This is a genomic window from Mesorhizobium sp. M0139 (assembly GCF_040322455.1).
Lineage (GTDB): Bacteria > Pseudomonadota > Alphaproteobacteria > Rhizobiales > Rhizobiaceae > Mesorhizobium.
The window spans coordinates 87,616-100,561 of the sequence record NZ_JAMYTN010000014.1 but is presented as its reverse complement, the minus strand read 5'-3'; the positions used below and the strand labels follow the sequence as shown (position 1 = coordinate 100,561).

Annotated in this window: 10 protein-coding genes; 5 read left to right on the top strand and 5 right to left on the bottom strand. The window is 64.0% G+C overall.

What is annotated here, in order from left to right; all coding sequences use genetic code 11:
- Nucleotides 1-9 precede the first annotated feature (9 nt).
- Nucleotides 10-714 carry a nitroreductase gene (locus tag NKJ58_RS23775; RefSeq protein ID WP_023725586.1) on the bottom strand — a complete coding sequence of 235 codons (705 nt, stop codon included), beginning with the start codon at nt 712-714 and terminating at the stop codon, nt 10-12.
- Between the two features lie 261 nt (nt 715-975).
- Between NKJ58_RS23775 and NKJ58_RS23770 the strand changes: the two genes are divergently transcribed.
- The 5 genes from NKJ58_RS23770 (at nt 976) to NKJ58_RS23750 (ending at nt 8,610) form a co-directional block, all read left to right on the top strand.
- Complete coding sequence (locus NKJ58_RS23770) at nt 976-1,539, top strand: helix-turn-helix domain-containing protein (RefSeq protein WP_084558266.1); 564 nt, start codon at nt 976-978, stop codon at nt 1,537-1,539.
- Between the two features lie 96 nt (nt 1,540-1,635).
- A complete protein-coding gene (locus NKJ58_RS23765) occupies nt 1,636-4,089 on the top strand; it encodes a GcvT family protein (RefSeq protein ID WP_352519658.1) in 2,454 nt (817 codons plus the stop codon).
- Complete coding sequence (locus NKJ58_RS23760; protein ID WP_023698308.1) at nt 4,086-4,985, top strand: homocysteine S-methyltransferase family protein; 900 nt, start codon at nt 4,086-4,088, stop codon at nt 4,983-4,985. The genes NKJ58_RS23765 and NKJ58_RS23760 overlap by 4 nt, the downstream gene beginning before the upstream one ends.
- A complete protein-coding gene (locus NKJ58_RS23755) occupies nt 4,985-6,166 on the top strand; it encodes a pyridoxal phosphate-dependent aminotransferase (RefSeq protein WP_352519657.1) in 1,182 nt (393 codons plus the stop codon). Before NKJ58_RS23760 ends, NKJ58_RS23755 begins: the two co-directional genes overlap by 1 nt.
- The gene (locus NKJ58_RS23750; protein WP_352519656.1) at nt 6,163-8,610 is read left to right on the top strand and encodes a GcvT family protein; all 2,448 of its coding nucleotides are present in this window, start codon (nt 6,163-6,165) and stop codon (nt 8,608-8,610) included. The genes NKJ58_RS23755 and NKJ58_RS23750 overlap by 4 nt, the downstream gene beginning before the upstream one ends.
- 170 nt (nt 8,611-8,780) lie before the next feature.
- On the opposite strand, the gene NKJ58_RS23745 is transcribed toward NKJ58_RS23750, so the two are convergent.
- The 4 genes from NKJ58_RS23745 to NKJ58_RS23730 all read right to left on the bottom strand — a co-directional run bounded on the left by NKJ58_RS23745 (nt 8,781) and on the right by NKJ58_RS23730 (nt 12,934).
- Entirely contained in the window at nt 8,781-9,362 is a 582-nt protein-coding gene (locus tag NKJ58_RS23745) for an NAD(P)H-dependent oxidoreductase (RefSeq protein ID WP_023690990.1), read from the bottom strand.
- Nucleotides 9,362-9,943, bottom strand: coding sequence for an NAD(P)H-dependent oxidoreductase (locus tag NKJ58_RS23740; RefSeq protein ID WP_023700354.1), 582 nt, complete (start codon nt 9,941-9,943; stop codon nt 9,362-9,364). Before NKJ58_RS23740 ends, NKJ58_RS23745 begins: the two co-directional genes overlap by 1 nt.
- A gap of 286 nt (nt 9,944-10,229) precedes the next feature.
- Nucleotides 10,230-11,633, bottom strand: coding sequence for an FAD-binding oxidoreductase (locus tag NKJ58_RS23735; RefSeq protein ID WP_352853970.1), 1,404 nt, complete (start codon nt 11,631-11,633; stop codon nt 10,230-10,232).
- The gene (locus tag NKJ58_RS23730; protein WP_352853937.1) at nt 11,633-12,934 is read right to left on the bottom strand and encodes a cytosine deaminase; all 1,302 of its coding nucleotides are present in this window, start codon (nt 12,932-12,934) and stop codon (nt 11,633-11,635) included. Before NKJ58_RS23730 ends, NKJ58_RS23735 begins: the two co-directional genes overlap by 1 nt.
- Between the last annotated feature and the right edge of the window lie 12 nt (nt 12,935-12,946).

Here is a 12,946-nt window from a genome sequence, read left to right as displayed (position 1 = left end):
AGCCGAGGCCTAGCCGCTGAACGTCACCCACTCTTCCAGCGGCACGCGGTCGGTGCGGAAGTCGTTTTCGGGTTTCGACGTATCCTCGAGGCCGAGCGCCATGCCGCAGACGACGATCTCCTCGTCGGGGATGTTGAGCACCGGCCGGATCTGCCGGTGATAGGGCGCGAAGGCGGCCTGCGGGCAGGTGTGCAGGCCCCTGCCTCGCGCCGCCACCATGATGTTCTGCAGGAACATTCCGTAGTCGATCCACGAGCCCTGGTTCAGCCGCCGGTCGATGGTGAAGATCATGCCGACCGGCGCGTCGAAGAAGACGAAGTTGCGGTCGTGCTGGGCGCGCATCTTGTCGACCTCGCGGCGGCCGATGCCGAGTGCCCCATAGAGCCCGAAACCGTTGGCGCGGCGGCGGGTGAGATACGGCTCGAAGAACTGGGTGGGGTAATAGCGATACTCGTCCCAATCGGCCTTTTCGGCCCGGATACCGGAATTCAGGATGGCATTGGTGATCTGCTGCTTGACCTCGCCCTTGACGACATAGACTCGCCAGGGCTGCATATTGGTGCCCGAAGGCGCGCGCGCGGCGACGCCAAGAATGGCTCGGATCGTCTCGTCATCGACCATGTCGGGCAGGAAGGCGCGCACCGAACGGCGCGAGATGATCGCCTCGTCGACAACAGCCGCGTTATGCGCTGCCAGGCCGTTTTTTTCCAGCATGGGCCGTCCCTTTGCGCACACTTCGAAAGCCGAACCGGCTATCGGAAAAGACCTTGCGCAGATTTCAATCCTTGGTCGCCGACCCGCATTCCCACACCCGCCGCTCGTGCCAGAGCCTTTGCATGAACCGCCAAAATCGCGCAAGCAAATCTTGTGTGTACATGAAAATTCGCTTGATTTTTTCACGGACGTGAGCTCTCATGAAATTCATTTCCAGTTTTTCATCAAGTGAGCGTTTTGCCCCCAGCTATCCCCAAAACATTGCAGGGACCTGACGAGCGCCTGCTGGCGAGCGACATCCGTGCGCTGCGCAAGGCGCGCGGGCTGACGCTGGCTGAGATCGCGCTGAAGCTTGGTCGCTCCGTCGGCTGGGTCAGCCAGGTCGAGCGCGGCCTGTCTATCCCTTCGCTTGGCGACCTCAGGGCTTTCGCCGATTTGTTCGGCGTGCCGCTCAGCCTGTTCTTCAGCCACGACGTGCCGATCGAAAAGGAGCGCGGTTTTGTCGTGCGCGCCGGCAGCCGGCGCACGCTTGGCACAAGCGAATCCGGCCTGGTGGAGGAGCTTCTGTCGCCCGATCTCGGCGGTAGTTTCGAGATGGTGCGTTCGATCTTTGCGCCGGGCGCCGAGATGAAGAGCGAGCAGCTGCGGCCGACCGAGGAAGCCGGCTACATCGCCTCTGGCGTTTTCGAGATCGAGATCGCGGGCGTCTGGCACCGTCTTGTCGAAGGCGATTCCTTCCGCTTCGAGCGCAAGCCATACCGCTGGCGCAATCCCGGCAGCGAGCCGGCCGTAATCATCTGGGTGGTTTCGCCGCCTGTTTATTGAATGCATGTCGCCCAAAAGTGTGCAGCGGTTTTGGGACAACGACATGCATCAAGCAAAAAATAGAAGCGCAGCGCGCTTCAGGTTTGGGAGAAGAATATGGCCGGTTTGCCGACCACGGCACGCGTGGTGATCATCGGAGGCGGTGTCGTCGGCACCTCCTCGCTCTACCACCTTTGCAAGGCGGGCTGGACCGATTGCGTGCTGCTTGAAAAGAACGAGCTGACATCGGGCTCGACCTGGCATGCCGCCGGCAATGTGCCGACCTTCTCGTCGTCCTGGTCGCTGATGAACATGCAGCGCTATTCGACCGAGCTCTATCGCGGCTTGGCTGATGCCGTCGACTATCCCATGAACTACCACGTTACCGGCTCGCTCCGCCTCGCCCACACGAAGGAGCGCATGCAGGAGTTCCAGCGCGCCAAGGGCATGGGCCGCTACCAGGGCATGGACATCGACATCGTCGGCCCCGACGAGATCAAGCGCCGCTATCCCTTCATCGAGACGCATGAATTGAAAGGCGCGCTCTACGATCCGAACGACGGCGACATCGACCCCGCGCAGCTGACGCAGGCACTTGCCAAGGGTGCGCGCGACATGGGGGCAAAGATCATCCGCTTCTGCCCAACCACGGGCGTGCGCCGCGAGAACGACGAATGGGTTGTCGAGACGCCGCAAGGCGAGATCCGTTGCGAGATCGTCGTCAACGCCGCCGGCTACCGAGCCGCGGAAGTCGGCAAAATGTTCGGCCGCGACGTCCCGATGATGGTGATGAGCCATCAGTACATCTTGTTCGAGGAAATCCCCGAACTGGTGGCCTGGTCGAAGGAGCAGGGCAAGAAACTGCCGCTGCTGCGCGACGTCGACACCTCCTACTATCTGCGCCAGGAAAAGAACGGCATGAATCTCGGCCCCTATGAGCGCAATTGCCGCGCGCATTGGGCGACCCACAACGACCCGATGCCGGAGGATTTTTCCTTCCAGCTATTCCCCGACGATCTCGACCGTCTCGAGCACTACCTTGCCGATGCCGTCGCCCGCGTGCCGATCCTGGGCACTGCCGGCCTGTCCAAGGTGATCAACGGGCCGATCCCTTACGCGCCGGACGGCAATCCGCTGATCGGTCCGATGCCCGGCGTTCCCAACGCGTTCGAGGCCTGTGTCTTCACCTTCGGCATCGCCCAGGGCGGCGGCGCCGGCAAGGTGCTGGCCGAATGGGTTACGCAGGGCCAGACCGAATGGGACATGTGGTCTTGCGATCCGCGCCGTTTCACCAGCTTTGCGGCCGCCCCCGACTATAGCGTCGCCAAGGGCATGGAGATCTACGGCAACGAATACGCCATCCAGTTCCCGCGCCATGCCTGGCCGGCCGGGCGCGACCGCAAGCTGTCGCCGATTCACGATCGCATCAAGGCGCTCGGCGCCCAGTTCGACGCCTATAATGGCTGGGAGCGTGCCACCTGGTATGCGCAACCCGGTGACGACACGTCGGAAGAAGCAACACTCACCTTCCGCCGCGACGGGCCGTGGCAGCACCGCGTGCGCGAAGAATGCCTGGCGGTGCGCGACGCCGCCGGCATTCTGGACCTGCCCGGCTTCTCGCGCTTCAACCTCGAAGGTCCTGGCGCAGCCGAATGGCTGGCGCTGCAGGTCACCGGCCTGGTGCCCAAGCCCGGCCGCATCGGCCTCGCCTATTTCGCCGACGACAAGGGCCGCATCGTCACCGAGATGTCGGTGGTGCGCCATGGCGAAGAGCAGATGACGCTGATCACCGCGGCGGTAGCGCAGTGGCACGATTTCGAATGGCTGAAGTCGCGCCTGCCGAAGGACGCGGCTTTCACCCTCACTGACCGAACCGAAGACTATTCGACGCAAATCCTCGCCGGCCCCAGTTCGCGCAAGATCCTGGCCGAGGTCTGTGGCGCGGATCTCTCGCTGCCCTGGCTGACGCATCAGGAAACCACCATCGCCGGCCGCTGGGCGAAGCTGGTGCGGGTATCCTTCGCCGGCGAACTCGGCTGGGAAATCCACACCAAGGTGGGAGACACCGCCGCCATCTTCGACGACGTCTGGACGGCGGGACAAAAACACGGTCTGAAACCGTTCGGCATGTATGCGCTGGATTCGCTGCGCCTCGAAAAGGGCTACCGGACCTGGAAGGGCGACCTGTCGACCGACTATACGGTCCTGCAGGGCGGGCTCGAGCGCTTCGTCAAATGGGACAAGCCCGACTTCCGCGGCAAGGCAGCCCTGCAGAACGAAAAGCAGCAAGGCGTGAAGAAGCGCTTCGTCACGCTGGTGGTCGAAAACCCAGGCGATTGCGACGCGCCGTCCGTGTCGACGCTCTGGCATGACGGCAAGATCGTCGGCGAGACGACGTCCGGCGGCTGGGGGCATCGCATCGACAAATCGATCGCGCTCGGCATGCTGCGCGCCGACCTGGCTGAACCCGATACCGCGATCGAGATTGAAATTTTTGGCGATCGTTTCAAGGCAGTCGTGCAGAAAGACGAGCCGCTGTGGGATCCGAAAAACGAAAGACTGAGAGCATGAAGAAAGTCATTCTCACCGATGGCGGCATGGGCCAGGAACTGGTCCGCCGCAGCAGCTCCGAGCCGACGCCGCTCTGGTCGGCCAGGGTGCTGATCGACGAGCCGGATCTGGTGCGTGACCTGCATGCCGAATTCATCCGGGCCGGCGCTCGCGTCATCACCATCAACACCTATTCGGCAACGCCGGAGCGGCTCGCGCGGGAAGGAGCAGAAGACCTCTTCAAGCCCTTGCAGAAGCGCGGCATCGAATTGGCAAGACAGGCACGCGACGAGGCAGGCGATGCAGCGATCGCCGGCTGCCTGTCACCGCTGTTCGGCAGCTATGCGCCGGCGCTGACCATATCGTTCCAGGAGACGCTGGACATCTATCGCCGCATCGTCGCAGAGCAGGCCGATGGCGTCGACCTGTTCCTGTGCGAGACCATGGCCTCAGCCGAGGAAGGCCGTGCGGCCGTTACCGCTGCGTCGGAAAGCGGCAAACCTGTCTGGGTATCTTGGACGCTCGCCGATCACGGCGCGGCGCGGCTGCGCAGCGGCGAAACAATAGCGGCAGCGGCGGACGCCCTCGACGGCCTGACGGTTGCAGCGCGCCTGGTGAATTGCTGCCGGCCAGAAACTATCGTCGCGGCACTGCCCGAATTGATTGCCCTCGGCGGCCCGGTCGGCGCCTATGCCAATGGCTTCACCTCTGTCGAAGCGCTCAAGCATGGCGGAACGGTCGAAGTGCTGCACGCACGCCACGACCTTGATCCGGATGCCTATGCCGACCAGGCGCTCGGCTGGGTCGCCGCTGGCGCCACCATCGTCGGCGGCTGCTGCGAAGTCGGCCCTGCCCACATCGCCGCGTTGCGCGATCAGCTCGAACAGGCCGGCCACGAAATCTCGGGAGTATCCTGATGCCCAGACCCTCATCGCGCATTTCCGGCATCGTGCCTTCGGGCAAAGATGGCTGGGAGGTCCACACCGAGGCATGGGCCCGCAAGGAGGCCGGCCAGGACATCATCATGCTGTCGGTCGGCGACCATGATTTCGATACGCCGAGCCAGACGATCGAAGCCTGCGTGACGGCGGTTCGCGGCAGCAACCATCACTACACCCCGCTGTCCGGCGTTCCGCGCCTGCGCAGGGCGATGGCGGCGGCCTCGACCGCTTGCACCGGGGTCGAGACGGCGCCTGACCAAGTCATCGCCACGCCGGGCGGTCAGGCCGCCCTTTACGCGGCGGTGCAGGCCGTTCTCGACCAGGGCGACCACGCCATCGTGGTGGCGCCCTACTACGCGACTTATCCCAACACCTTCAGCGCCGCCGGCGCCAGCTTCACCGTCGTCGAGACGCCGGCCGGAGACGGTTTCCAGCCGCACGCCGAGATGATCCGCGCGGCGCTCAAGCCCAACACGCGCGCCATTTTGATCAACACGCCGAACAACCCGACCGGCGCCGTCTATTCGCGTGAGCGTCTGGAAGAGCTGGCCGAGATCTGCCGCGAGCACGATCTCTGGCTGCTGTCGGACGAGGTCTACTGGACGCTCGGCGGCGGCGAGCACATCTCGCCGCGCGGCCTGCCCGGCATGGCCGAGCGCACGCTGGTCATCAATTCGATGTCCAAGAGCCATGGCATGACCGGCTGGCGCATGGGCTGGCTGACTGGCCCGGCGCAGATGATCACGCTGTTGACCAATCTCAATCTGGTGACGACCTACGGCCTGCCGGCCTTCATCTCGATCGCCTGCGCCGAGGCGCTGGAGAACCGCTATGGCGTGAAAGAGATCGCCGAACGCTATGCGGCGCGCCGCACCGTCCTGCTCGACGCCGTGCGCGGCATGAACAATATCAGCGTGCACGGCTCCGAGGGCGGCATGTATGTCATGCTCGACATCTCAGCCGTCGAGCCCGACGACGAGAAATTCGCCTGGGCCTTTCTCGACCAGGAGAGTGTCGGCGTCATGCCGGGTTCCAGCTTCGGCAAGGCCGCTGCCGGCCACATCCGCATCAGCCTCTGCCAACCGGAGCCGGTGCTTCAGGAAGCCGCAAAACGCCTGCGCCGCTTCGCATCCGGCTATCGCCGCGAGGCCGCATGACCAGAAGCATTCCCACCAAGGCCCGCGCGGTTATTATCGGCGGCGGTGTCTCCGGCTGTTCGGTCGCCTACCACCTGGCCAAGCTCGGCTGGACCGACATCGTGCTGCTCGAACGCAAGCAGCTGACCTCGGGTACGACCTGGCACGCCGCCGGCCTGATCGGCCAGCTGCGCGGCTCGCAGAACATGACGCGGCTGGCGAAATATTCGGCCGACCTCTACGTCAAGCTGGAAGCCGAAACGGAAGTCGGCACCGGCATGCGCCAGGTCGGCTCGATCACCGTGGCGCTGACCGAGGAGCGCAAGCACGAGATTTACCGGCAGGCCTCGCTCGCCCGCGCCTTCGATGTCGATGTGCGCGAGATTTCGCCGAACGAAGTCAAGGCAATGTACCCGCATCTCAACGTGTCCGACGTGGTCGGCGCCGTGCATCTGCCGCTCGACGGCCAGTGCGATCCCGCCAACATCGCCATGGCGCTGGCCAAGGGTGCCCGCCAGCGTGGCGCCGCCATCGTCGAGAATGTGAAGGTCACCAAGGTCCATACCAAGGCCGGTCGCGTCACCGGTGTGTCGTGGGCGCAAGGCGAGGATCAGGGAACGATCGAGGCCGACATCGTCGTCAACTGCGCCGGCATGTGGGCGCGCGAGCTCGGCGCCCAGAACGGCGTCACCATCCCGCTGCATGCCTGCGAACATTTTTATCTCGTCACCGAGCCGATCCCCGGGCTCGGTCGTCTACCGGTGCTGCGCGTTCCCGATGAATGCGCCTACTACAAGGAAGATGCCGGCAAGATGATGCTCGGCGCTTTCGAGCCTGTGGCCAAGCCCTGGGGCATGGACGGCATCCGCGAGGATTTCTGCTTCGACCAGCTTCCCGAGGACATGGAGCATTTCGAGCCGATCCTCGAAATGGGCGTCAATCGCATGCCGATGCTGGCAACCGCCGGCATTCACACCTTCTTCAACGGCCCCGAAAGCTTTACCCCCGACGACCGCTACTATCTCGGCGAAGCGCCGGAGCTGTCGGGCTACTGGATGGCGACCGGCTACAATTCCATCGGCATCGTCTCGTCCGGCGGCGCCGGCATGGCGCTGGCGCAGTGGATCAATGACGGCGAAGCGCCCTTCGACCTCTGGGAAGTCGACATCCGCCGCGCCCAGCCATTCCAGAAGAACCGTAGGTATCTCAAGGAGCGTGTCTCCGAAACACTCGGCCTGCTCTATGCGGATCACTTCCCCTACCGGCAGATGGCAACGTCCAGAAATGTCAGGCGCTCGCCCCTGCACGAACACCTGAAGGCGCGCGGCGCCGTGTTCGGCGAAGTCGCCGGCTGGGAGCGCGCCAACTGGTTTGCGCGAGAGGGGCAGGAGCGCGAATACCGCTATTCCTGGAAGCGGCAGAACTGGTTCGACAACCAGCGCGAGGAGCACCTGGCGGTCCGCAACAAGGTCGGCCTGTTCGACATGACCTCGTTCGGCAAGATCCGTGTCGAAGGCCGCGACGCCTGTGCCTTCCTGCAAAGGCTGTGCGCCAACGATATGGACGTGGCGCCGGGCAAGATCGTCTACACCCAGATGCTCAACCAGCGCGGCGGTATCGAAAGCGACCTCACGGTGTCGCGGCTATCTGAGACCGCCTACTTCCTCGTCGTGCCGGGCGCGACGCTGCAACGCGACCTCGCCTGGCTGCGCCGGCATGTCGGGGATGAATTCGTAGTCATCACCGATGTCACGGCAGCTGAGGCCGTGCTCTGCCTGATGGGTCCGGATGCGCGAAAGCTGATCCAGAAAGTCAGCCCCAACGATTTCTCCAACGACAACAATCCATTCGGCACCTTCCAGGAGATCGAGATCGGCATGGGCCTCGCCCGTGCCCACCGCGTCACCTATGTCGGCGAACTCGGCTGGGAACTTTATGTCTCGACCGACCAGGCGGCTCATGTCTTCGAGGCGATCGACGAGGCCGGCGGCGATGTCGGCCTGAAACTTTGCGGCCTGCACACGCTGGATTCCTGTCGCCTCGAAAAGGCGTTTCGGCATTTCGGCCACGACATCACCGACGAGGACAATGTGCTGGAGGCCGGCCTCGGCTTTGCGGTCAAAACCGCCAAGGGCGAGTTCATCGGCCGCGATGCGGTGCTGAAGAGAAAAGAAGCCGGCCTGTCGCGCCGGCTGGTGCAGTTCCGTTTGAAAGACCCTGAACCCCTGCTCTTCCACAACGAGGCGATCCTGCGCGACGGCAAGATCGTCGGCCCGATCACATCGGGGAATTACGGCCACCATCTCGGCGGCGCGATCGGACTGGGCTATGTGCCCTGCCAGGGCGAGAGCGAGGCGGATGTGCTGGCCTCGTCCTACGAGATCGAGATCGCCGGCGAGCGTTTTGCGGCGGAAGCATCGCTGAAGCCGATGTACGATCCCAAGGCGGAACGGACGAGGATGTAGCACCTTTTTACCCTCCCCCTTGTCGGGAGGGTCGGCTCGCAGTCGGAGCGAAGCGGCGATTGCGAGCCGGGGTGGGGGTGCGCCCTACGAGACCCCCCACCCCGCTTCGCAAATGCCGCCTTGCGGCATTTGCTGCGCGACCCTCCCCACAAGGGCGAGGGTGAAGAAGCTCAAAACCGCTCCAGCTTCGCCCGCACTTTCACCAGAAACGCCGCCCTCGTCCTTGGCGTCGAGGCGTCCATCAGGTAGTGCGCCAGGAAAAACGTCCGGCAGCGGCGGGCGCACAGCGCGCGCATACCGCGCAGCAAGGTCTTGCGGCCGGGCTGGCCGACGACGACGCTCCACCAGGTCGGCGCGCCGCAGGTGGTAATGACGCCGACCCTGGTGACATGTGTCATCAGCGACGTGATGCGCCCCTTGCCCAGCTTGAAGGCGACATCGGTCGCCCAGACCCGGTCGAGCCAGCCCTTCAGCATGGCCGGCAGCCCGTACCACCAGGTCGGATAGATGAACAGGATCGCCTCAGCCCAGGCGAGATGCTCGAAATGCGGTTTTAGGGCCGGATCCTCCGGCGCCCGCTCATTGTAGGCGCGTCGCTCTTCGCAGCCCATCACCGGATCGAATTTCTCCGCATAGAGGTCGAGCAGCCGCACCTCCCAGCCGCGTGCCTTCAGCACATCGACTGCGGCATCTCTGATGGCGGCGCAAAAGCTTTCGGGCACCGGATGGCAATAGACCACCAGCACGCGCATCAGAATTCATCCATCCCGGCCGCGACCTTGGCCATGAAGGCTGCCCGCGTCTCGTCGGTCGACAGGTTCATCGAATAATGAGCGAGGTAGGACACCGAGGCGCCGGGCCTGATCGTCGCGCGCAGCATCCGCTTGACCAATCTGCGTGGCGGATCGCCCATCAGCATGGCGCGGAAGCGGCTGCCGCCATAGGTGGTGACGGCGGTCAGCTTGCGGATGTTGTGGAGCGAAGGCTGCGCCTTGCCGTCGACCAATTTGAACGACACGCCGGGCAGAAACACGCGGTCGAAAAAGCCTTTCAGGATGGCCGGGAAGCCGTAGTTCCAGACGGGATATGACAGCACCAGCGCCTCGGCCTTGAGCAGCCGCTCGACATAGGGCGCGGCCGGGTCCGCAGGGCTGCGTTGGTTATGATAATCCAGCCTCTCCCCGCGCGTCAGCCTGGGGTCGAAATCCTCTGCATAGAGATCGCAATCGTCGACCTCATGGCCGGCGGCCGTCAGCCGCTCGACGATCGTGCGGTGCAGGCCTGCATTGAAGCTGGTCTCCACCGGGTGTGCGTAGAGGACGAGGACTTTCATGGGGAAATGCTTGCGAGGTGGGCGCGAGGCACCCCCCTCTGCCCTGCCGGGCATCTCCCCCGCAAGGGGGGAGATCGGACTGCCGCATCGCTTTCACTAATTGTCAGCGTGTCAGATTGGCCGCGGCGTTCAGGCTGCCAATCTCCCCCCTTGCGGGGGGTGAGAAGTGGTCGGCGAAGCCGATGGGAAGCCAATTGCTTGGCTTTCCAAACGACGAACGCCCGAAGCGGCAGCGTAGGGCCTGTGCCGGCAGGACAGAGGGGGGTGCTCAAGCTCAAACCTCTGCTCATTCTGCTTTCTGCAAACCCTTGAACAAAAAAGTCCGGCCCGAGCGATAGTCGTAATCCGGATTTTCCCAGGCGATCATCTTGCCGGGATTGAGCAGGCCTTGCGGATCGGTCTCGCGCTTGAAGGCGAGCTGGATTTCATCCGTCTGCTTCATGCCGCCCTCTTCCAGCGTGTAGCGGTGCGGGTTGAAGATCGGGCAGCCGTTCTCCTCATGCAGCCGGATGATTTCGTTGAGCCGCGCCTCGGTGGTGAATTTCACCAGCGGCAGGCCGAAGCAGGTGATGTTGCCGTCGAGGCGCACGAATTCGAGATGCGAAAAGACCTCGTTCGGAAACATCGCGTCCATCTTCTCCACCAGCGCCAGCTGGTTGGGAAACGGATAGAGCGATTGCAGATAGGTGATCGCGGGATCGACCCGCAGTGCCCTGAGCGTGGTGTGGTTCCACGCCAGTTCGAAGCCCGGCGGCAGGCCCTTTTTCTCTTCGTCCGTTGCCGTCGCCGCATTGAAGATGACTTCGCCGCCGGCGCGGCGGGTGAAGGCGAGGAACGCGTCTAGCCCATGCCGGGCAACCATGACGACGCAGATGCTTTGCCCGTCCCGGAAGAACTTCTGGTGGCGCTTGAAATAGAGCTGCGGCACGGGCGCGGCGATCGGCGTGATCAGCTTGGTCAGGATGCCGTCCTGGCGTGCCAGCGCGTTGCCGTAGCGGGCTGCCGGCATGAAAGCGTCGAAGCCGACGATCACGTCGATCCATTCATAGGCTGCAGTCAGCGGCATCTCGACCTCGGTGATGATGCCGTTGGTGCCATAGGCGTGGGTGACCTTGTGCAGGTCCTCGCCGGCGAGTTCGAGCGCCTTCGGCTTCGCCTCCATAGTGACGACGCGCAGGCGCAGCACATTGCCGAAATCACGCAGACCGCCGAAATTGATCGAGCCAACGCCGCCCGAGCCGCCGGCGATGAAGCCGCCGATCGAGGCGGTGTTGTAGGTCGACGGCGACAGCCGCAGTTCCTGCCCGGAATGCGCGCGCGTCGCTCTGTCGATGTCGGCGAGGATCGCGCCCGGCCCGGTGACGACGCGGCCCGGCGCTATGGCCTTGATCTCGTTCATCTCGGCAAGGTTCAAAACCACGCCGCCCGATAGCGGCATCGCCTGACCGTAATTGCCGGTGCCGCTGCCGCGCGGCGTCACCGGAACGCCATGACGGTGGCAAGCGGCAAGCACGCGGATCAGTTCGGCCTCGTTCCTGGGCGTCACGATCAGGTCGCCGGTGACGTGGTCGAGCTGCTGCTTCAGCACCGGGCTGTACCAGTAGAAGTCGCGGCTCTTCTGCTGGACGATGGCCGGATTGTCGTCGAGCTTTATCCCGTCGAGATCGCGTTTGAGCGCCGAAACATCCATCATTCCACCATCAGTTCGTCGAGCTCGGCATAGTCGGGCAATTGCCTGTCGATCGCTCGCCCCGCGCGCACGACGATGCGATCCGATTCGGGCCGCGACAGCAATTCCGTCCAGCTCCGCCCTTTGAAGACGATGAAATCGGCGCTGCCACCGGCTGCCAGTGTCCCAACACCGTCGAGCCGCATCACCTTGGCCGGCGTCGCCGCCACCGTCTGCGGCCAGTCGCCGACCGGATGGTCGAAATGCAGGATGCGCGTCGCCATGCGGTAGACCTCCAGCATGTCGAGATCGCCATAGGCATAGAAAGGATCGCGGGTGTTGTCGGAGGCGACCGCGACCGCAATGCCCCTCGCCTTCATCTCGTGCAGCAAGGTCACGCCGCGCCTGCGTGGCGTGGTCTGGTCGGCGCGCCGGTCCTGCAGATAGAGATTGCACATCGGCAGCGACACCACGGCAAGTTTGGCCTTGGCGACCTTGTCCAGCGTGTCGAGCACGTCGAGGTCCGGCTGGCGCGCCAGCGAGCAGCAATGTCCCACCAGTATGTTGCCCTCAAAACCGTTCCAGAGTGCGGCCTCGGCGATCTTCTTCAGCGAGATCGCCGCGATATCGTCGGTCTCGTCGGCGTGGAAATCGAGATCGAGCCCGTGCTTGTTCGCCTCGGCGAACACCTTGTCGAGAAGCTCTTCGAGATCCGGCACCATATAGGTGACGACGCCGAGCACGCCCTTGGCCGCAGCCACACGCTTGGCCAACCTCTCGAACCACTTTCTGTCGCGCACGCCTTCGATGCCGAGCAGGCAGGCCGCCTGCAGCTCGATGCGGCCGCGCCATTTCTCTCGCATCGCCTCGAACACCGGCCAGGAGATCTCCTCCTGCGGCGGCACGCTGTCGAGATGAGTGCGCAAGGCCTTGGTGCCGTGCGCGTAGGCCGAGCACAAAGAGAAATCCATGCGCCGCGCCACGTCCTCGGCGCTCCAGCGCGCTGCACGGTCGGCGCCGGTGGCGTTGAGCGCGCCGATGAAACTGCCGTCGGGATTGGGTTTGCGCGGCCAGATATGGCCCTTGTCGATATGAGTGTGGCAATCGACGAAACACGGCAGGATGATGCGGCCGGCAAGGTCGATGGCGGTGGCTGGCGCTTTTGATTTCTTGTGCGCGGCGATGGCTGAGATCTTGCCATCGGCGACCGTTATGTCGGCCAGGGCGAAGCCGTCGCTGTCGTAAGTCGCGGCAAGGCCTGATGTCAGCGACCGGTGAAGGCGGACGTTTGTGAGATGGTACGAGCCAGAGGTCGGTATCAAGGACCGCCCCCC

Excerpts from the sequence above, each read along its gene's own strand:
- NKJ58_RS23775 (WP_023725586.1), bottom strand. The coding sequence starts at position 714 with ATGCTGGAAAAAAACGGCCTGGCAGCGCATAACGCGGCTGTTGTCGAC.
- NKJ58_RS23765 (WP_352519658.1), top strand. The coding sequence starts at position 1,636 with ATGGCCGGTTTGCCGACCACGGCACGCGTGGTGATCATCGGAGGCGGT.
- NKJ58_RS23760 (WP_023698308.1), top strand. The coding sequence starts at position 4,086 with ATGAAGAAAGTCATTCTCACCGATGGCGGCATGGGCCAGGAACTGGTC.
- NKJ58_RS23755 (WP_352519657.1), top strand. The coding sequence starts at position 4,985 with ATGCCCAGACCCTCATCGCGCATTTCCGGCATCGTGCCTTCGGGCAAA.
- NKJ58_RS23750 (WP_352519656.1), top strand. The coding sequence starts at position 6,163 with ATGACCAGAAGCATTCCCACCAAGGCCCGCGCGGTTATTATCGGCGGC.
- NKJ58_RS23745 (WP_023690990.1), bottom strand. The coding sequence starts at position 9,362 with ATGCGCGTGCTGGTGGTCTATTGCCATCCGGTGCCCGAAAGCTTTTGC.
- NKJ58_RS23740 (WP_023700354.1), bottom strand. The coding sequence starts at position 9,943 with ATGAAAGTCCTCGTCCTCTACGCACACCCGGTGGAGACCAGCTTCAAT.
- NKJ58_RS23735 (WP_352853970.1), bottom strand. The coding sequence starts at position 11,633 with ATGGATGTTTCGGCGCTCAAACGCGATCTCGACGGGATAAAGCTCGAC.